Raw genomic sequence first — 19,677 nt, forward strand, 5'->3', positions numbered from 1 at the left:
GCGGTTCAAGGTCATGTTGCACGGTTGTTATTTCGCAAGAACGGCGCCCGTCACAGCCGCGTTGATCGCCGGCAGCAGCAGGTTCAGCACACGGTTGAAGCGGACCAGTCCACCTTGACCGACATACACGACGTCCTTCGGCTGGAGCTCGAACTGATTGGCGAGCACCATGGACACCGGCGAGGTCGCATCGAGGTGGTAGACCTCCGGCGCGTCGCTTGTCGAATTACGGATTACGAACAACTGCCTCGGCGCCGACGTGTTCGAATCGAAGCTTCCGCTATCGGAGATGGCTTGCGCAAGCGTCAGCGAACCGTTACGCATCGGCTGGATGGTCGCCGGCTTGTTGACCTCGCCCATCACATACACGCCGCTGTCTTCACGCGATGCCACACGTACAATGTCGCCCGCTTGCAGGTAGATGTCCGACGGATTGCGGCCACGCTTGATCAGATCGTCCACGTTGATCGGATACGTCACGCCGTTGCGGATCAACTCCACCCGGCTACGATCCGCAGCCGGACTGAAGCCGCCGCCCTGGTTGATCACACTCGTCAGCGACATCGGGATGTCGTTGACCGATTGAGCCCCAGGTGTACGCACTTCGCCGTCGACGTAGACCTGCGCGTTCCGGAACGAGGCCACCCGCACCGTTACCTCGGGCTTCTGATACACGTTGCTCAGACGCTTATGCAGCTCCTTCTGGATCGACGCGACGTCTTTGCCTGCTACATGCAAGTTGCCCGCGTACGGAAACTGGATGTCGCCGCTTTCGTCGATCAGAAAACCGGGCGCGGCATCAGTCGTTTTCGTGTTCTGTGCGGGCTGGCCAAGCGCGGCGGCGAGTTCCGGGTGATCCCACACGACGATCTGCAACACGTCGCCAGGGCCGACCTTGTATGCGGTCGGTTTGCCGAACAGTGCGAGCGTTGCAGGGGCGATCTGTGCGGACGTCTGCGCCGTGTTCATCTTGCGCAGCAGCGCGAGGTTGATATCGGTAATCTGTATCTGCTGTTGCTGTGATGGTTCGGTGCTGTAATCCCCACCCGTGTCCTGAATCGCGGCTGGGGTGATCATCCGTTGGCCCGGAACGATCCCGCATCCGGAAAGCAGCGTTGCAACTGTGAAAATCACGAGACTTCCCGTGCGTATACCAAGCGAGCTCATGGTGTTTCCTCCGTATGCCAGGACCTGTCCTCGGGGGAGGTCGCGCCCAGCGTCTTGTTAACTACTTAGTAAGCGTTTCGATGCACCAGTCCGGCGACAATCGTCGCGCCGATAATCCGCATATCGAGCGCGAACGACCAATGCCCCAGGTAGTACAGGTCATGTTCGACGCGACGCTCCATCTTCTCGATGCGGTCGGTTTCGCCACGAAAGCCGTTGATCTGCGCCCAACCCGTAATACCCGGCTTGATCCGATAGCGATTGATGTAGCCGGCGACCACTTTCTGATAGAGGTCGTCGTGCTCGAGTGCATGGGGACGCGGTCCGACGACCGACATGTCGCCACGCAACACGTTGAAGAATTGCGGCAGTTCGTCAAGGCTCGTGCGGCGTAGAAAGGCGCCGACTCTCGTGACGCGCGGATCGTCGCGCGTCGCCTGCTTGACCATGCCTTTTTGCTCGGGATGCAGACGCATCGAGCGGAATTTGTAGATCGTGAATACGCGGCCGTCCGCGCCCTTACGCTTCTGCTTGAAGAGCACCGGGCCGCGCGACGAGAGCTTCACCGCGATCGCAATGGCGAGCAGGATTGGCGCGAGGCCCATCAACGCCGCAGCGGCGAACAGGCGGTCGAAGATTTCCTTCTTCAGCATCGAACTGGCCGACAGGGGCGACGCAACGAGGTTGATCGCCGGCACGCCGAGCAGATCGATCACGCCGCTGCCATCGAACAATGCGATGCTGCGCACATCCGGTATGAAGCGGATATTCACCAGATCGTCGCGAAACTCGCTGATCAGCTTGCAGATCAGCGGCTCTTCGGCGAGCGACACCATCAGCCAAAGCTCGTGCACGTCGTTGCTGCGAATGTAGTCGGCAAGCGCATCCACCGTCTCGCAGACAGGCACCCGCGCGCTGGTAACAGCAGACACATCCGGTCGCGTGTTGTAGACGGCCGTGGCGCGAAAGCCAGTGCCGGGCTCCGATTCGATCCGGCGAATGATCGCGTCGCATTGCGAGCCGCTGCCGACAATCGCGACCTGATGCAGATTCAGCCCGGCACGGCGCGCACGCGCCAGCACCGCATGCGTGATCAGCCGGTTCGCGATCAGCAGGCCGCCCGTCACAGCGGTCCAGTACGAGAACCACAGCCGCGAGACGAAGTCGATGCGGTGCAGCGAATACATCAGCACGAGGGCACTTACCTGCACCATCAACCATGCAAGCGACACCTGCCCGGCCAGCGAGAGCTTGGAGCGGCCGCGCCATGATTCATACACGCCGAACGCTGGAAAGATGGCCAGTGCGAAGGCGGCGGAAAACATCACGAGCGCCCAATAGAACCCGGATTGAGCGAGGTAATCAAAGCGGATCTGCGACGCCACCGCCGCCCCCGCGAGTACCAACGCGACATCGAAAACTCGCGCGAGCAAATCCTGAAACTTGCGCATTTTGCTTACCTCGTTCTTGCCGTCCGTTCTTTTCCGTAAATGATTCCGGCAGCGCTGTTAGGAGCAGCGGCCGTAGTTATCGTTGAACCTCACAATGTCGTCTTCACCGAGATAGGTGCCAGACTGAATTTCGATGATTTCGAGCGGTACTTTGCCGGGATTCTCGAGCCGGTGACGCGTACCGATCGGAATGTAGGTCGATTCGTTTTCGCTCAGCAGGAACTGATCTTCGCCGCGCGTGACGAGCGCCGTGCCGCGCACGACGACCCAGTGTTCGGCCCGGTGGTGATGCAATTGCAGCGAAAGCTTCGCGCCCGGCGTGACGACGATGCGCTTCACCTGAAAGCGCTCGCCGTGGTCGATGGAATCGTAGAAACCCCAGGGGCGGTGCACCTTGCGGTGTGCATCGGCCTCGGGCGCGTGCTGTGCCTTGATGCGTGACACGAGGCCCTTGACGTCCTGCACGTGCGAACGGTCGACCACCAGCACGGCGTCTGCTGTTTCGACGACCACCACATTGGTCGTGCCGACACAGGCGACGAGCCGGCCTTCGGAATGCGCGTAGCTCGACACCGCGCCTTCGAACGCCACGCGGCCGCGCCCGGCGTTGCCATTGGCGTCCTTCTCCATCGCGGCCCAAACGGCGTCCCAGGAGCCGAGATCCGACCAGCCGGCATCGAGTCGCACGACCACGCCGGACGGACTCGCGCCGGACTCTTGCGGATCCGTGCCGTCGGTCGCGGCCACCTCGTCCACGTCACTCACTCCCGTCAGACGCTCCATCACCGCATAGTCGATCGAGTCAGCGGGCGAACTCAGGAAAGCGTCCACCGACGGACGGAAATACACGCCGTCGATGTGGCCGTCCACAAACGCACGTTCGCAGGCCGCATGCATCTCGGGCTGCATGCGTTTCAGCGTATCGAGCCACACACGTGCCCGCACGACAAAGATCCCGGCGTTCCACCAATACGTGCCCGCGGCGACGTACTGCGCGGCGATTTCCTCGGCCGGTTTCTCGACGAAACCGTCGATCGCATGACCGCCATCAGGCAATTCCGTGCCGATGCGGATATAGCCGAAGCCCGTATCGGGGCGCGTAGGCGGCACGCCCAGCGTGGCGATTGAGCCCTGCTCCGCGTATCTGGCGGCACGTTCCAACGCACCTTGCAGCGCGGGCACATCCGCAATCGAATGGTCGGCCGGCATGACGATGAGGATGGCGTCGTCGCCGTCCGCGCACGCGAGCGACGCCGCGAGCGTCAACGCCGGCGCCGTATCGCGCCGCGCAGGCTCGACGATCAGACGCGCTTTCACGCCGTTTTCGAGAAGCTGCTCGGTAATCACAAACCGGTGTTCTTCGCCGCACACGATGATCGGCGACACGTCCACCTTCCAGCCGGCGGGAAATCCGTCCATACGCCGCGCGGTCGCCTGCAGCAGCGAGTCGGTGCCGACGACGTCGATCAGTTGCTTCGGATAGTTTTCACGCGACACCGGCCACAGCCGCGTGCCCGAGCCGCCGGCAAGGATGACCGGGACGATGTGCGCGCAACGCGCGCCAACGGCCCCGGCATTGGCGCCGTCCGGGTTCACCGATGCAACGCTCACAGCTCCCTTAGTCAACATATTCGCATTCCTTATAATTCCGTGAAGCCAACGAAATATTTACCGAAGCACTGCGTGAAACTACTGCTTAATAAGCGCGGTCAACCGGTTCGCGGCGCGTGCGCTATCCGCCGACCATACGGCGGCTTTGAATCCGGAACTCAGTGGGGGAAATTCTCATCCGCTTGCGGAAGACCTTCGCGAGGCGGTCACCGTTACCCATACCGGTGCGCCGGGCAATCTTGTCCACCGGCAACTCCGACTCGGTCAGCAGGCTGCAGGTCACCGCGAGGCGCTCATGCAGCAGGAAGCTCGAGGGTGTGATACCCATTTCCATCTTGAAGCGGCGCAGGAAGTTGCGCTCGCTCATCGCGGCGAACTGAGCCGCATCGGCAATCGAAATCGACTGCTGACAATTTTCTTGCAGCCAGCGGGCTGCCGCGCGCACTTTGTCGCCGGGGCTCAAAGCGCCGTCTTCACCAAGCAGCGGCGCGAGGTTCGAGCACGAATCGGCGAGCAGGCGCTCGGCCACGGTGCGGGCGGTCGCGCCGCCGAGATCGCGCTTGATCATGGCGAGCGCGCTTCTCATCGATTCAAGGCGGTCGCCCGCATCGCCGTTCTGCTCGGTCTGGCGCGATGCCACCGGCTGCTGCTGGTGGAGATCGCCGCTTTCCTTGCCGTCCGGCACGTAAGCCGCCTCGAGCAGCGCGCGCCCTTCGGCGATCGGCCGGATCATGCCGGTATTGCGTCGAACGCGTCGCAACCAGGCGATCAAGCGCTCGTCGCCGGCTGCGGCGAATGCACCTTTGCCACCGGCGACATACAACGCGTCGAAGCCGCTGTAATGCCGCGCATCGAGTCCGTCGGTCCAGACCCGCAGTGCGGATGACGAGGTCACCATGCCGCCGTCGGCTGACAGAAAGGAAACGTCATACAACCAGCCGCCCGAGCCGGACGATGCCAGTTCGTTCGCTGCCTGAAACACCTCGGCAACCACGCCCGCGCCCTGCAGCGAGCAGTCGTTGAACATCAGTATTGCGATGCGACGCATACCCTTGTTCGGTGCGTGCACCCAGCGCAGCATTGCAGACTCGAAACTCGCGCAGGTCATAGTCATCCTCTCACCAGAAAACGGATCTACTTTTCAACCTTCAACGCCGACACAGAGGCATGCTCTGTGCAGTGCATCATAGCCATCAGCAATCAAGCATTTAGCCGCCATGACCGAAAGTGCAGACAAGTTGGCGTTTGGGCATAGTGGCCAACCACTCATTTTCAGAACAATCCCGCCACCGCTTATTTTTCAAAGAATTAATTGCCGATTCCGCATATGAATGAATTTACGTTCTGCGAATCTTAATGCCAATTAATGAAATTTTTCGTTCGCTGGCACACATACAATCGCTACTCGAAGTGCTCGAGTTGCAATTTGATTTGCCCGTCATTCCGCAGATTTGAAGTAACTTCTTTCCATCGCATCGTCGGAACGAGGGCAGCCGCCTTACACGCATCAGCTATTGCTTTTACAACGTGCCGGACGGGATTTCTTCAGACGATATATTCGGTCGGCAGAGACATGTAAAACAGCCTCCAATATAAACACTTTTGGAGCGACAAGATTATTTAATTCGTTGTTATTGGATCTGGAGAATATAAACAGGACGATTAATGTTTCAAACGTGAAACACGGCAATAAGACAACTTTAGACCGCCGGGCAATAGGCGGGCCAATGGCGGATTCTGTCGGATGAGAACCGGTACGATTCCGCCACTCAATTGCGGAAATAGCCTATGCGGTTTCCGCAACACATTGCGATACTAGGTAGCCCGAGGCGGGTCTGGCCTGGTCAACTAGCACTTCAGCGACGCCTTGTCGCCGGAACATAGATGTCGAACGACGCGGGGAACACATGTCGAAGGTACGCAAATATCGCACGCGGCGACCACTCGCCGTCGCCTCTGCCGCTCAATGCTTAGCGCTGCGCGTCGCTGCCTCGACTGCGGCGTTTGTCATGCTGGGGCTTGCGGCCGTCCCGTGCAGCGCGGCAGCCGCTTCAGCCGGCCCGGACGGCACGAGCAACGCCGATCTGACGGTCGACGGCAGAAAGTGGACACCCTGCGCGGCGGAATACGGCACCTGTCGGTTCAGCGGTACGCGTGACGTGCTATACGGCACAGTCGAACAGCATGTAGTGAAGACGTTTTCGAACAGCGCCGATTGCAATAACGGTGTGTTCGGCGATCCAGCGCCCGGCGTGGAGAAGCGTTGCGCAGTCGCGGTCACCGCGGCCGATGCGGGCACGGCAGCCAAGGCAGCGGCGGCAAGCGTAAACACCGCGCCTGCTGCCGCGCTGGAATCGACGCCCGCCGTGCCCACTGCATTGAAGGCACCACCCGGACAGGGCCTGCGCTGCGCCGCCCCCTCCTCACAGGTACGCGCGGCCGCGGACGGCGATCTGCTGGAAGCGGACACGCCGAGCGACGGCACGCGCCTGTTCGCAGCGGACAAACCGTTCGCGCTCGTCTTCACAACACGTCCGACGCAAGGCGATACGCTCAACTGGCAGATCCGTGACAGCTGGAATGCCGTGCGCGCCAGCGGCCGCTTCCCCGTTGCAGCAGGCGCCACGCTATCGACCCTCAATTGCGCGTCGACCATTGCCGGTTACTTCGCCGTCTCCGCTTCACTGGAACGCGCACACAGCCAACTCGAAGCGCGCGGTACACGTCCTGCAGGCATCGCCACCTTCGGCGTACTGCCTGACACCTCCACCGCTTTACCAGCCGTACGCTTCCCCTATGAAGACCTGCATCGATTCGGCGGACAGGGCACCGCCTACCTTGCGCCCGGTCAGCATTGCTGCGACGGCGACGGGTATCGGCCGGTCTATACGGCGCTCGGCCTTTCGTGGGCAAACGACAACCGCAACTGGTATATGGAAGAGCCGAAAAAAGCGGGTACGTTCGATCCTGCGAGCAAGCAGTTGCTCCCCTATTTCCGGCGTGGCGACATCATGCGCCTGATCCAGCTCGACGGCATTCCCCAGTGGGCAAGCCCCACCGGCAAAGAGACGCACAGCTACGCGCCGACCTCGCTCGCGCAAATGAAGGACTACATGGCAAAAGTCGGCGCCGAGTCCAACCGTACGCGGATGACCTACTTCCCCAAACAGCGCGACAACTACTATCAGGTGACATGGGAGCCGGACGCCGATGGCGGACTGCCGTGGCGCGATTCCGACGCAAACTTCATCGCGATGTATAAGGCCGTCTGGGAGGGCATTCATCAGACGGACCCGCATGCCGTGGTGATGGGTGTGACGTACGCCTCGGTGCAGGCAAACGTAACGTGGATGCGCCGTCTCGGTCCGCAGGGAATCGGCCGCTATATGGACGGTATGACGATTCACGGGTATTACGATATCGGCACCACACCGTCGCACCCACCCGAGCGCGTCGCCGATCCCGGCAACCAAGGCACCGTGCAAGGCGCGCTGCCCGCCGCAATGCGGGCACTGCGCCATGAGCTTCGCCAGTATCTGAAACCCGGTGCGCCGCTGTTCGTGACCGAAACCGGTATCAGCTACGACATCGGTGAGGCTTACGGCAAAAACTACCCGGGCGCGAACGTGCTGTATGCACAAGCCGCCGTCGTGGCGCGCACGCATCTCATCCTGCTGGGCGAAGGCGCGGATATGACCTATGTGTTCTACCTCGCGGACATGCCGGACGCCGCGCCCGGCTACGGGCTTTTCTTCGAACTCGATCATCCGAAGGGCGCCTACGGCCCCGCCCGCATCAGCCCTAAGCCTGCCGCGCTGGCGGTGGCGGCGATGACACGGATCATCGACGGAACGGATACGCTCGGGCCGCTCAAAGGAACGCCCAAAGGCGTTTACGCGTACGCATTCCGCCGGCTCGGCGGCGGCAAGATCGTGACCGCGCTGTGGACGCATGACAACGACGCATGGAACGCCAGAACCGGCTTCAGCGCCAGTCAGAGCGCGGACTATCGTCTGCGGGTCGACGCGCCCGGCACGTCGGGTGAAGTGACGGTGTTCGACATGATGGGCAACGCGTCGGCACTGGCGTATCGCGACGGTGTCGCAAGTCTCAAACTGTCGCCAACGCCCATCTATGTGGTCTCCGACAACGCCGGTGTGTTCAAGGACGCGGTCATGACCCCGGAGGGTTACGTTCCTCGCTAGACGGGCCGCGCATGGCGCGCATCGTGGCCGTCGTAGGCGTTTCGTTAGACACCGCTCGCTGTCGCGATGCGCCGATACTTCGGCGTGATGTGACAGGGCAGCCCGTTGTTTGCACACGTAGAATCCAGGCGGGTGCTGGTTCGGATGCATATCAACGCGTTGGAGCCGTGAGATGAACGGCCTCGCATGGACAATGCTGGTGCTGGCCGCTATGGCCGGCGCGTTTCTGTTCGCCACGGTCGGTGCGATTCTGGTCGCACTGCTGCTGGCGAATCTCTCAAATCGCCTCACCCGGGACGATGCGCACCACCACGACTACTAGCTAATAGCGACTAGCGCCTTCGGGATCGTCCTCGACTCACTTCGCGATCACCCGGCGCTCAACCTGCGCAGGCCCCACAGGAGATGACATGCTGACCGAGATCGATTTCCTGGATGTGGTGCGTCTGACGCCACTGGTCGCAATCGATCTGATCGTCAGCGACGCCGAGGGGCGCGTCTTGATCGGCCATCGGCGCAACCGCCCTGCCCGCGGCACATGGTTCGTTCCTGGCGGGCGCATTCATAAAGACGAAACGCTCGACGCGGCATTCGCACGCATTGCCGACGCCGAATTGGGCATCGCGAGGCTGACGCGATCAGCCGCACGCTTCGAAGGTGTGTTCGAGCACCACTACAAAGACAACTTCGCCGCCGAGCCAGACGTGTCGACGCATTACATCGTGCTCGCCTACGCCCTGCAGTTCACCAGCACAGTCTCAGTCGGTCGACTTGACCAGCACAGCGAATATCTCTGGCTCGCGCCTTCGGAGCTGCTCGCGCGCGCCGATGTTCACGAGAACACCAAGGCTTATTTCCGCTAACACCAGCGCCAGAGATTCCCCTTGCGCCAACAGCCTTGGCGCCCGCATGATCCCCCCATTGCCGGCGCGCAACGTGAGGCCGACTGTGAGTTCGCCAACGTGGGGGCCCATGTCGATACAGTATGATCGAGCTCACCTTCAGGGCTCGAATCAACATGCGATCATCGGCAGCCAGGCTCATTCGCGATTCATCCATTGCGTTTCTAGCGCTACTTTTCTTCGCTTTTCTTCCCGGCTCGGCGCGCGCGGCCAATTGCAGCGCCGGCACCCTGGTCACGGTCGTTGCCCACCTCGATGACGATCTGCTCTTCGTGGATCCCGGCATCAGCGAACGGCTCGATGCCGGCTGGTGCATCGTCACGGTGCATCTGATCGGCGGCGCCAACGGTGCGAATTTCGCCTACGTGCAAACCCGCGAGCGGGCTTCGCGGCTCGCTTATGCGCGCATGGCGGGGGTGCCTGACGAATGGATCGAAACGAATATTCCGATCGCCGGCAAGCTCGTCCATCAGATGGTGCTGAAGGCTAAGCCGCAGGTCCGGCTGCTTGAATTCCGGCTGCCCGGCGGCGCCGTGCGCGGCGGCCGCGAACCGCTCGGCCTCCTGTGGGAACAGCGCGCCACGCTCTCGACCTATCCGATGAATGCCGACGGTTCCGTGCGTGTGCAATACGATCGGGCCTCGCTGTCGGCCACGCTGAAGGTGATCCTCGCCGAGGCGTCGCAGATCTACACGCTCAATCCGGACACCGTACCGTTTCTCGAGCATCCCGATCACATCTACGCCGCGCGCATCACACGTCACGTCGCCCTGACGTTGAACAAAAGCGTGCCGATCGTGTACCACGTCACCTATCCGACCGGCGACTGGCCCGGCAACGTTCCCGCAGCCGAAGTTCAGCGCAAGCGCGACATTGTCGCCACTTACTTTTCTGTCGACGGCAGCGAGTTTTCGCACGTATTCGGCGAGTTTCAGTGGGACGGCAACTGGGTCGCGCGCCGCTATGCATTTGCCGATCTCAGCGATCACCGCGTCGCGGATTTCCAGTCGCATCCCATTACGCTATTCAATGCGGCGGCGAACCGCTGTCTAACCTCCGCGGGCAGCGGCCAGGCGCCGACACTCGCCGCATGCACGGGCTCACTTGCGCAACAATGGCGCTGGGATCCGCTGACCGTCTATCCCGGCAATACACGCAATGCCGCGCTCGTCAGCGTCGCGACTTCGCAATGCATCGCCGAACGCGACGGCTATCTGATCTCCGAGACCTGCGATCAATGGGACATGGCGCAGCGCTGGACGCCGTGGGACTTCGGCCTCGTCTATACGCCGCTGCGGCATTGCCTCGGCGAAAACGACGGCAGGCTCACCATGCGCGGCTGCACCTCGCTCACCACGCGCTTCCGTTGGGCGACGACGCAACACACCCAGGCCACTGACCTGCGGCTCGCCACCGCGATGGTTGGAGACATCACCGGCACCGGCGACACATCCGCGGTCTACGTGCAGCGCCAACATGATGGGCCCGGATTCAACGTGTACGCGGCGTCGCTTGCGAAAGCGTCACGCCCCGCCCTTTGGTACGCCAGCACCGTCTCGTTCGACCCGAATGCCACCGCGCCAAGTTGCGCGAATGACAAACTGTGCTTCGACAGCGCCCGCTTCCTGCTCGGCGACTTCGACGGCAACGGCAAGGCCGACTTGATGGTCATCACTGCGCGCCAGGGCGGCACTGCGTTCTGGTTGCTTCGCAGTACGGGAGAGCGCTTCGAGGCACCACGTCTGTGGCTCCAAACCAGCAATGCGTTCGTGCCTGAACTGACCCAGCAGTATGTAGCGGCGGATTTCAGTGGAACGGGACGAGCCGGCGTGCTGATCGCGCAGAAGCGAACCGACAGCGGGCTCGATCTCTGGACGGTGTCTTCCACGGGATCCGCCGGCTCGGCGCCGACCTTAATGGCGCAGGCAAAAAACCTGCAACAGAACGTCAATCTTCTGCCGGTACAGGCTGCTTCAGCGCGTGCGTCACTGGTTGCGCTGGACGGCGCGGACGGACGGCTCGCGCTCACGCCCATCGTCAACGACGGCACGCGCATGACAATCGGCGAGCGCAAAATCTTGCCTGCGAATTTTCTGCCAGACTTCGTCAAAGTGACAGTCGGCGCCGTGCATGGCACAGCGAGCAACACGCTGATCCTCGTGACGCCGCATCTCGATGGCACGAACGACGACGCGCTGATCGACGTTGCCACCCTCGACACCACGGATGCGGCAAGTGTGCCTGTCAAGGCAGCGACACTGCGCGGCATGTCATGGTCGGACGTCTTTCCGGCGTTCGTGCGTGATAAGCGCGATGCGGCGCTCGTGCTTTATCGAAGAACCGATGCGACGCTCGGCGACTTCTATTTCACCGGCGGCGCACCGGCGCTGACGCGCTATCCGGTCGGAAACGGTTTCGCCCTGGGCCCGGCCCAGGATCTCGGTGAACTGCCGGGGTTGTTCTCGGAGACGGTGCGGATCGATCGGTTGGCGCAGTAGCGCGAGCCGGTCGATCCGACGCCATTCAGGTCGAAACCCGCAGCGGCTGGACGAATTTCCGCGCGATCGTCATGTAGCGATCTGCCGTGTCATGCAATGTGTATCCCGCCAGTTGCCGGTTCGCACGCGGCGTGTCGAGCGCCTTGAGCAGTGCACGGCCATAGACCTCCGGATCGGCCGTATCGACGAGATTGACGCCTGCAAATCCACTGGCAAAGCCGAACGACGGAATCCGGCTTGCCACGATAGGAATGCCCGAGGCAAGCGCCTCCAGAAAACCGATGCTTTGCGCTTCAAAGCGCGAAGGCATGGCAAAGACACGCGAGGAGCGAAGGATCTCGGCGACATCCGTGCGCGGCCCGCACACCGTCACACGGCTGTCCAACCCGAGTTGATGAACGAGCGACAGCACCGCCTCGTGATAGGGGACGTCCTCGACGACTCCGCACAGCAGCAAACGCGCCTCGGGCTCGCTCTGCACCACACGCGCGAACGCGCGGATCGTGTCCAACTGGCTCTTACCTTCTATATAGCGGCCTAGCTGAACAATCTGCTTGGCAGGTACGCCGATATCCGGCTCCGGTGTGCCGTTGTCCTCCGCGAACAGCGACGCGTCGACGCCATTCGGGATCACGACCAGGGCCGGATGTTTGCCGATCTCTCGCAGGTAGTCGTCGATATTTTGCTGCGACACCCCGATGATCGCTCTCGCCCGCCGTGACAACAGGCGCTCGGCCTGCTTGAGCGCGCCGTTCTCGAAGTCGTTGACGCCAGAGTGCATGACCCAGGCGATCGGCGTATGCACGGGCAGAAGACGCACATAGAGTGCGGCGAGCGTGGCGTGAGCCACGATGAAATCGGGGCGGAATTGACGCACCACGCGATACAGGTGCAGCAGTTTACCCACCCTGCCGTAGCGGGTGCTCGGGAACAGGCAGGTGACACCCGCGGCCTGGAGCTCCGCGCGGATACCGGCGAAATCATCCTGCTGTGGAAGCAGCGATGTAATGCAGACCTCATGGCCGCCGCGTTGATGATGAATCGCGAGCCCCTTTACAAGTACCTCTGCCCCGGACAGCCGCGGTGCATGAATCAACTGAAGAATTCTCACGATTTATCTCTCTGGATAACCGCCTTTTTTGCGCAGCGGATGGACATGCCGAACAGCAAGTACCGGCCCCAACAAACATCGGCACCCCATCATGGTTTATCTGGCGCACCCCCGTTGAGGGGCGCGGCCTCGTCTTCATAAAACAGCGACAGTTCCGCCGCGAAGCGACTATCGCGAAGAAACCTTACACCGAAGGCCAAGCACTTTTCCGCCAACTCCAAGGTTCCATCGGCTATGGAATGAGCGCTATCGCCCATTTCTCGGCGGATTACACCGATTCACATAGTTAGGCATCCATTGCAAATCTTTTCGACCCCAATTCTCTATGGCGGATAAAAACTAGTCTCACCATACATACTTTGTGGTGCGGCCAACGCAATTAGTACTGCATTATTGTTCATACGTAACGACTCGTTACTTCTTTTAAGCATACTAATGCGTATTGTTGCGGTCGATTCTTCCCATCAGGGCCCCTATTGCTTACAGAACAGTAAAAAATTCATCGAACGGTGCAATGAATTCAGGCACTGCGATGTGAATTGCGCTGTTTCCCAAGACGTTGGTTGTTTTCGTCACACCTTCCCGGTCGTCCGATTCCGCCTAACCCGCCATGACGAGCGGCGCGGATTCGTACGACAAGAATTTCTCTGCAGAGAAATGCGTTTGGGGCCGACAACCCGGGAAGGCATCCCCTTCGCGCAACCGAACTGTTGCGCGCCCAAGGCAGCCAGTTTCGAAGCCTCGGTCATCGGCTGGCTTGCCATTGAACCCAGATGTTCGCTCCGTCTCCCGACGCGCTTCGCGCGAAGAGGCAAACGAATGTTCAGCTCACGCATTGGTTAGAGATTGATGAAATCGCAACTACTCCTACTCTCGACACTTTCCCTGGCACTGGCAGGTTGCGGCGGCGGTGGCGGCGGTAATGGCTCCAGCAACAACCCGGCAACCCAGCTCAACGGCACCGCGAGCCCATCCGGCGCATCGAGCCCGTCCAACTCGACTGCGGCGGGCAACAGCAGCACCGGCAGCACGGCCACGGTGAACGGCGCGAGCAACGCCGCCGTCGCGGCACTAAGCTGCACATCGCCGGCCATTTCGGCAGGCTCCGGCAGCGCCACCATTTCCGCCGATACGCCCAGCGCGGACGGCACACGCATCTTCGCTTCCGGCAGCACCTTCCAACTCGCCTTCACCACCAACGTGCCGAGCGCCGACACGCTGAACTGGGCCGTCACGGACACCCTCGGCAGGGTGGCGGCTAGCGGTAGCACCGCCGTACCGACCGGTTCGAATTCCATCACGCTCAACTGCACCTCGACGCTCGCGGGCTATTTCTCCGCAACCGGCACGCTCGCGCAGAACGGTGGCCAATTGCCGCAAGCCGGCACGCGTCCGGTTGGCATTGCGACCTTCGGTGTGCTGCCGAACCTGTCCGGAGTCGTGCCTGCCGTCACGTACGCGCATCAGGAGCAGCACCGCTTCGGCATGCAGGGCGCGAACGACAACGGCCCGCTGCTCGCCGACCTCGGCATCTCGTCGACGATCGACGACCGCCAGCTCTCGACGATGGAACCGAGCGGAGCGAATACGTTCAATCCGGCGGCCAACAATCTCGACCCGTTCTACACGACCGGCAATGTGATGCGCCTGATCCGCCTCGACGGGATTCCCGCGTGGGCGAGCAGCACCGGCGCGTTCCAGGATGACACGAGCGTGCCGACCAGTCTTTCGTATTACCAGAGCTACATGAGCCGCGTCGGTACGGAATCGAACACGATTCGCACGACCTATTTCCCGCAGCAGTCGGCCAACTACTATCAGGTGACGTGGGAGCCCAACCAGTTCTGGACCGACACGGACGCCAACTTCGTCGCGCTCTATAAGTCCGTCTATCAAGGCATCCATTCGACCGATCCGAACGCGGTGGTGATGGGCCCGACCGATGCGTTCCCGAGCCTGACCACGACGCGCCTGCAGCGCATCGCGTCGCTCGGCTTCGGCCAATACATCGACGCCGTCTCCACGCACGGTTACTACGACGCGGGTACGTCCCCTTCTCATCCGCCTGAGCGCTACGATGCCGATCCGTCCACGGCTTCGGGTTCGCTGCGCGGCCAGATGCGCGGTCTGCGCGCGGAAATGGCCACCGATTACCGTCCGGGCATGAAGCTGTTCTCGACGGAAGCCGGCATCAGCTACGACCTCGGGACCTCGTACGGTCCGAACTATCCGACCTCGAACGTGTTGTACGCGCAAGCGGCAGTCGCAACGCGCATGCACATCATCACGCTGGGTGAAGGTGCGGATCAGACCTACGTGTTCTATGGCGCGGACTACCCGGGCGAAGTCGGCTACGGTACGTTCTTCGATCTGAACGACGCGCAAGGGGCCTTCGGCGCGACGAACATCAGTCCGAAGCCGGCCGCGATGGCGATCAGCGCGATGACGCATACGCTCGACGGCACCCACACGCTCGGACCGGTGAACGGCACGCCGACCGGCATTTATGCCTACGCGTTCCAGCAGGTCGGCAACGGCGCTGTAATCACCGCTTTGTGGACGCACAACAACAGCGCGTGGAGTGCGAGCGCCGGCTTCAGTTCCACCTACAGCGTGCCGTATAGCCTCGCCGTGGATGCGCCGGGCACGAGCGGCACCGTGAAGGTGGTGGACATGATGGGCAACGCGACGAGCGCGAGCTACAGCAACGGTACGCTCACGCTCAATCTGACCGAGTCGCCGGTGTATGTGGTGTCGAACAACGCGTCGGTTGCCAAGGCCAACGCGATGGTTCCGGTGGGATATGTCGGTATCTAACTGACTAGCTCCGCATCATGTCGTAGACGTAAAAACGTCAGCCGGCCTCAGGGTCGGCTGACGTTGCTTTTTTGGGGCATGTCGCGCGCGAGCAAACCTCCTCAGCTTTCCCCCAGTTGTCCCTCCATTCCGCTCAACTCGCGTTCACGTTCGGTCGACACCTTGCCGATCGGCGGGCCCGCAAAGCTCTTGCGCACACCGGCGCCGTACCAGATCGCGAGCAGTGCCGCGAGCAAACCGACAATCACGTACACCACTTTCTGATTCGGCGGCTGCATGCCGACATAGGCGAGCACGAGTGCGCCGAACACCGCTGCGACCGCGAACGGCTTCGACAGCATGCCCAACTGGAACGGCCCTTTTTCCTTCCACGTGCGCCCTTCGGCGAAAATGCCGGCTGCAATCGGCATCGCGTAGGAAATGAACAGGAACACTGCGCTACCCGCGCTCAGCACCGTGAACGCATCGCCGTACAAGGTCACCACGATCGCGAGCACCGCCGAGGTCCAGATCGCGGCACCCGGCGTGCGATGCGCCGCATTCACTTTGCGCAACCACTTCGAGCCAGGCAAGCCGCCGTCGCGGGCAAACGCGAACATCATGCGCGAGGTCGAGGTGACGGCCGCGAGACCGCATACGTAGTTGATGAAGAACATCAGCAGTTCGATCAGGATGCGCAACGGCCCCGGAATCGGTGCAAGAATCGCTTCGAAGAATCCGGTGCCCTGCTTCACCCCCGCGACGATATCCGGCATCATCAGCACGAATGCGCACACCATCACGTAGCCGAATGTGGTCGACCAGAACACGGAGCCGATTATGCCGCGCGGTACATTGCGCGCCGCCTGATGCGTCTCCTCCGAGGTATGCGCGGAAGCGTCGAAGCCCGTGATCGTATAGGCGGTCAGCAGCAGGCCGGACAGAAACGCCATGGCGATGGTCTGCTTGGGCCACGCGCCGCCGTCGACACCCGTGAAGTTGGTGAAGGTATAGAGCCGCGACAGATCGATCTTGACCGGCGAATACACCAGCAGGGAAACCACCAGCATGATCGTCACCACAAAGATCAGATAGCCCGACAGGTCCGTGATCTTGCTGGTGATACGAATGCCGCGATGATTCAGGAACGCCTGCGAAGCGGTGATCACAGTCAGAAAGAGCGTTTGCTGCCACCAGCCGAGCGAATCGGGATTCACGCCAAACATCGGCGCGATCAGCGTGCGAAAGAACGGGTCATAGGTACCGTAGTTGATCGCGGCGACCACGAACACGAGACCCAGCAGATTCATCCACGCGGTGAGCCAGCCCCACAATTTTCCGCCGAGAATCGAACTCCAGTGATAGAGACCGCCGGCCGTCGGATACGACGACGCGATCTGCGCCATCGCCGCCGCAACGATCAACGCGAACAGCGAGCCGAGCGGCCAGCCGAGTCCGATCGACGCCCCGCCCGCTGCTGACAGGCCCATCTGGAACGACGTGATGCCGCCCGACAGAATGCAGATCAGCGAGAACGACACTGCGAAGTTCGAGAACGCCCCCATGCGCCGTGACAGTTCCTGCGCGTAGCCCATCTTGTGCAACAGCTTGACGTCGTTGTCGGCGGAGTCCGCCGACGGCACGGCCGTGTTGATGTCCATGACGCGATCCTTTGAACAGGGTTATGACGAAGCGGCTAAGCGATGCAGAGGCGTGACCGCGCGACGAAGGACCGGCTCACGCAGCCGTAAAGCAGTTATCCACGTACAGGTGCGCGCCGTTGACGAAACTGGCGTCGTCGCTGGCGAGAAAGAGCGCGGCGCGCGCGACTTCTTCCGGCGCGCACAGACGGCCCTGCTGCACCGACAGCGCCGCTTCGCTCGCATCGAAGCCATACTTCGCGAGCGCACTGATCTCACGGCGCCCATGCGGCGTATCGATGAAGCCGGGGCACACGGCATTGCAGCGAATGCCACGGTCGCGATACTCGACGGCAATCGAGCGCGCGAACATGGCGCATGCGCCTTTGGTCGTGCAGTACAGCACTTCGAGCGGCGTGGCCGCCACTGACGAAATCGACGCCGTGCAAACGATCGAACCGCCACCCATGGCGAGCATGTGCGGCAGCACCGCGCGCGTCATCATGAACATGCTTTTCACGTTGACGTTCATGAGCCAGTCGTAGTCTTCGTCAGTGGTATCGATGAACGGCTTCACGACGATGCTGCCGGCGTGATTGAACAGCACGTCGATGCGCCCGAAGCGCGCGATGATGTTCGCCACGGCGGCGTCGACGGCTTCGCGCTTCGACACATCGGCGGCAAACAGTTCGGCTGTGCCGCCTGCCGCGCGAATTCGGGTGACGACTTCTTCGCCTGCATCGGTATTGATATCGACCACGGCGACCTGCGCGCCTTCCTGCGCGAACAGCAGCGACGCCGCGCCGCCCGCGCCGGTTGCGCCGCCTGACACGATTGCAATCTTGCCTTCCAGCCTGCCTGCCGATCTGCTCATGCGTGACTCCCGTTCCAGTGTCTGGTGCATTGCATTGCGTAACGTTGTGCACAAAGTAGGGGCGGCAAAAAGTGGCGACTATCCAAAATTGGCAAAAAGTAAAAATCCCGTAAAAATCCGGGTTGCTAACAAATTCATTACATTCGAGCCAAATGCTTGCCGTATCGGACAGCCGCCGTGTTCGTGATCTGTGCGGACACAGGCAGGAAGCCGCCTGTGTGCGGGCGGATAGGTCGCTCCAACACTGCGACGTAAATTTTTTTTCGCATACACTGATCGGCACGAGGCTTTCGGGGAGCGCCACCAGAATCGGGAGAAGCTATGCAGCCGGTCAATCAGACAAGCAGCGCCGTCGAGATTCGCTGTTGCCGGAACATCGACGAGCAGGCGATGCTGCTCGACGCGTGGAACCAGAGCTATTGCCAGATTTCGCGCGGCGCCTTTGACGGCTCGGTGAGTTCTTTCGCCGCGGGCGGTGTGCGGGTGCTGGTGGAACGCTTGAACCGCACGGTCTATCAACGCGGCCAGGTGGCGCGGTCCAAGCTCGCCGTAGGCATTCCATTTCAACTCGAAGGGCATGCACTACTGTGCGGGCAGACGAGCCATCGTGACGGCCTGCATGTGTTTTCCGGCGATGGCGGGTTTGAGTTTTTGTCGCCGGACAAGCACGTCGTGGTGAATCTGGAGATCGAGCCTGGCGCGATTGGTGATGAACGGGTGCGCTCGCAGCTCGATGAAATTACGTCGCTGCTGGGCGCGAAGCCTGGCGTATTGAATGTCGATCCTGCGAGATTGCAGGGCTTTCGCGAGGTCCTGAAGCATTTACTCGATGCCGTGGCGGCGACGCCGACGTTGCTCGAGGATGCCGGTGTTGCGGCGTCGTTTGAGAAGTCGGTGATCTTCGGTCTCGCTGAGACATTGCAGGGCATGCAGCATGCGGACCCGCACGGGAATCTCGAGGCACGTACCGCGCGGAATTGGCAACTCGTGAGAGGGATTCGCGAGGTGGTGGAAGAGTCGCCGGATTGCCCACTGTCTGTTGCCGAACTATGTGCGCGATTTCACGCGAGCCGGCGAACGTTGCAATATGCGTTTGAGGATACCCTTGGGGTGAATCCTTCAGCGTATATACGAGCGGTTCGGCTTGATCACGTGCGGCGCGAACTAAGAGGCGCCGCATCCGTTACCGAGGTCGCTACCCGATGGGGGTTCTGGCATTTTGGGAATTTCTCGAGCGAGTATCGCGGGCAATTCGGGGAATTGCCATCGGAGACCTGGCGCAGCAGCAAGCGCCGCGCAGATTGAAGTTCGGTTCATGCCGACCGCCAAGCTTGCCCGCGAGAAAAACCGCAGGAGGCAATAAAAAAGGCGCGATTTGAACGCGCCTTCTTGGCTGCGGCGACGCGGCGGCCGTTATTGTTG

15 protein-coding genes are annotated in these 19,677 nt (G+C 61.5%); 7 read left to right on the plus strand and 8 right to left on the minus strand.

Annotation, left to right across the window (positions count from 1 at the left end; genetic code table 11):
• Nucleotides 1-27 precede the first annotated feature (27 nt).
• The 4 genes from KHO31_RS10150 to KHO31_RS10165 form a co-directional block, all read right to left on the minus strand.
• On the minus strand, nt 28-1,167 hold the full coding sequence (locus KHO31_RS10150) for a polysaccharide biosynthesis/export family protein (RefSeq protein WP_211623213.1): 1,140 nt from the start codon (nt 1,165-1,167) through the stop codon (nt 28-30).
• A 65-nt stretch (nt 1,168-1,232) separates the two neighbouring features.
• Nucleotides 1,233-2,618 (minus strand): undecaprenyl-phosphate glucose phosphotransferase, encoded by a 1,386-nt coding sequence (locus tag KHO31_RS10155; RefSeq protein ID WP_201080516.1) that lies wholly within the window; start codon nt 2,616-2,618, stop codon nt 1,233-1,235.
• 57 nt (nt 2,619-2,675) lie between these two features.
• Nucleotides 2,676-4,247, minus strand: coding sequence for a sugar phosphate nucleotidyltransferase (locus KHO31_RS10160; protein ID WP_201108257.1), 1,572 nt, complete (start codon nt 4,245-4,247; stop codon nt 2,676-2,678).
• Nucleotides 4,248-4,350: 103 nt separating this feature from the next.
• Nucleotides 4,351-5,337, minus strand: a complete 987-nt coding sequence (locus KHO31_RS10165; RefSeq protein ID WP_201080553.1) for a helix-turn-helix domain-containing protein — start codon at nt 5,335-5,337, stop codon at nt 4,351-4,353.
• A gap of 799 nt (nt 5,338-6,136) precedes the next feature.
• Between KHO31_RS10165 and KHO31_RS10170 the strand changes: the two genes are divergently transcribed.
• The 4 genes from KHO31_RS10170 (at nt 6,137) to KHO31_RS10185 (ending at nt 11,834) form a co-directional block, all read left to right on the plus strand.
• On the plus strand, nt 6,137-8,434 hold the full coding sequence (locus KHO31_RS10170; protein WP_201080521.1) for a hypothetical protein: 2,298 nt from the start codon (nt 6,137-6,139) through the stop codon (nt 8,432-8,434).
• 172 nt (nt 8,435-8,606) lie between these two features.
• Nucleotides 8,607-8,756, plus strand: a complete 150-nt coding sequence (locus KHO31_RS10175) for a hypothetical protein (protein ID WP_211623215.1) — start codon at nt 8,607-8,609, stop codon at nt 8,754-8,756.
• 88 nt (nt 8,757-8,844) lie between these two features.
• Nucleotides 8,845-9,297 (plus strand): GDP-mannose mannosyl hydrolase, encoded by a 453-nt coding sequence (locus KHO31_RS10180; RefSeq protein ID WP_201080525.1) that lies wholly within the window; start codon nt 8,845-8,847, stop codon nt 9,295-9,297.
• 155 nt (nt 9,298-9,452) lie between these two features.
• Nucleotides 9,453-11,834, plus strand: a complete 2,382-nt coding sequence (locus KHO31_RS10185; RefSeq protein WP_201122923.1) for a PIG-L family deacetylase — start codon at nt 9,453-9,455, stop codon at nt 11,832-11,834.
• 25 nt (nt 11,835-11,859) lie between these two features.
• Here KHO31_RS10185 and KHO31_RS10190 read toward each other — a convergent pair whose 3' ends face one another.
• Nucleotides 11,860-12,945 (minus strand): glycosyltransferase family 4 protein, encoded by a 1,086-nt coding sequence (locus tag KHO31_RS10190; protein ID WP_201080529.1) that lies wholly within the window; start codon nt 12,943-12,945, stop codon nt 11,860-11,862.
• On the opposite strand from KHO31_RS10190, the gene KHO31_RS10195 reads away from it, so the two are divergent.
• Entirely contained in the window at nt 12,918-13,235 is a 318-nt protein-coding gene (locus tag KHO31_RS10195; protein WP_211623217.1) for a hypothetical protein, read from the plus strand. The two genes, KHO31_RS10190 and KHO31_RS10195, sit on opposite strands and share 28 nt — an antisense overlap.
• Before the next feature lie 549 nt (nt 13,236-13,784).
• Here the strand turns inward: KHO31_RS10195 and KHO31_RS39210 are convergent.
• Entirely contained in the window at nt 13,785-14,180 is a 396-nt protein-coding gene (locus tag KHO31_RS39210) for a hypothetical protein (protein ID WP_236071133.1), read from the minus strand.
• Nucleotides 14,181-14,196: 16 nt separating this feature from the next.
• On the opposite strand from KHO31_RS39210, the gene KHO31_RS10200 reads away from it, so the two are divergent.
• Nucleotides 14,197-15,762, plus strand: coding sequence for a glycoside hydrolase family protein (locus tag KHO31_RS10200; RefSeq protein WP_236071135.1), 1,566 nt, complete (start codon nt 14,197-14,199; stop codon nt 15,760-15,762).
• A 101-nt stretch (nt 15,763-15,863) separates the two neighbouring features.
• Here the strand turns inward: KHO31_RS10200 and KHO31_RS10205 are convergent, their stop codons facing one another.
• Nucleotides 15,864-17,402, minus strand: a complete 1,539-nt coding sequence (locus tag KHO31_RS10205; RefSeq protein ID WP_211623219.1) for an amino acid permease — start codon at nt 17,400-17,402, stop codon at nt 15,864-15,866.
• Between the two features lie 76 nt (nt 17,403-17,478).
• Complete coding sequence (locus KHO31_RS10210; RefSeq protein ID WP_211623220.1) at nt 17,479-18,255, minus strand: SDR family NAD(P)-dependent oxidoreductase; 777 nt, start codon at nt 18,253-18,255, stop codon at nt 17,479-17,481.
• A gap of 321 nt (nt 18,256-18,576) precedes the next feature.
• On the opposite strand from KHO31_RS10210, the gene KHO31_RS10215 reads away from it, so the two are divergent.
• Nucleotides 18,577-19,560, plus strand: coding sequence for a helix-turn-helix domain-containing protein (locus KHO31_RS10215; RefSeq protein ID WP_074285288.1), 984 nt, complete (start codon nt 18,577-18,579; stop codon nt 19,558-19,560).
• Nucleotides 19,561-19,677 lie beyond the last annotated feature (117 nt).

The organism is Paraburkholderia domus, assembly GCF_905220705.1.
Taxonomy (GTDB): domain Bacteria; phylum Pseudomonadota; class Gammaproteobacteria; order Burkholderiales; family Burkholderiaceae; genus Paraburkholderia; species Paraburkholderia domus.

Coding starts and splice junctions, on each gene's coding strand:
- KHO31_RS10210 (WP_211623220.1), bottom strand. CDS start 18,255: ATGAGCAGATCGGCAGGCAGGCTGGAAGGCAAGATTGCAATCGTGTCA.
- KHO31_RS10155 (WP_201080516.1), bottom strand. CDS start 2,618: ATGCGCAAGTTTCAGGATTTGCTCGCGCGAGTTTTCGATGTCGCGTTG.
- KHO31_RS10215 (WP_074285288.1), top strand. CDS start 18,577: ATGCAGCCGGTCAATCAGACAAGCAGCGCCGTCGAGATTCGCTGTTGC.
- KHO31_RS10180 (WP_201080525.1), top strand. CDS start 8,845: ATGCTGACCGAGATCGATTTCCTGGATGTGGTGCGTCTGACGCCACTG.
- KHO31_RS10175 (WP_211623215.1), top strand. CDS start 8,607: ATGAACGGCCTCGCATGGACAATGCTGGTGCTGGCCGCTATGGCCGGC.
- KHO31_RS10150 (WP_211623213.1), bottom strand. CDS start 1,167: ATGAGCTCGCTTGGTATACGCACGGGAAGTCTCGTGATTTTCACAGTT.
- KHO31_RS10160 (WP_201108257.1), bottom strand. CDS start 4,247: ATGTTGACTAAGGGAGCTGTGAGCGTTGCATCGGTGAACCCGGACGGC.
- KHO31_RS10205 (WP_211623219.1), bottom strand. CDS start 17,402: ATGGACATCAACACGGCCGTGCCGTCGGCGGACTCCGCCGACAACGAC.
- KHO31_RS10165 (WP_201080553.1), bottom strand. CDS start 5,337: ATGACCTGCGCGAGTTTCGAGTCTGCAATGCTGCGCTGGGTGCACGCA.
- KHO31_RS10185 (WP_201122923.1), top strand. CDS start 9,453: ATGCGATCATCGGCAGCCAGGCTCATTCGCGATTCATCCATTGCGTTT.
- KHO31_RS10170 (WP_201080521.1), top strand. CDS start 6,137: ATGTCGAAGGTACGCAAATATCGCACGCGGCGACCACTCGCCGTCGCC.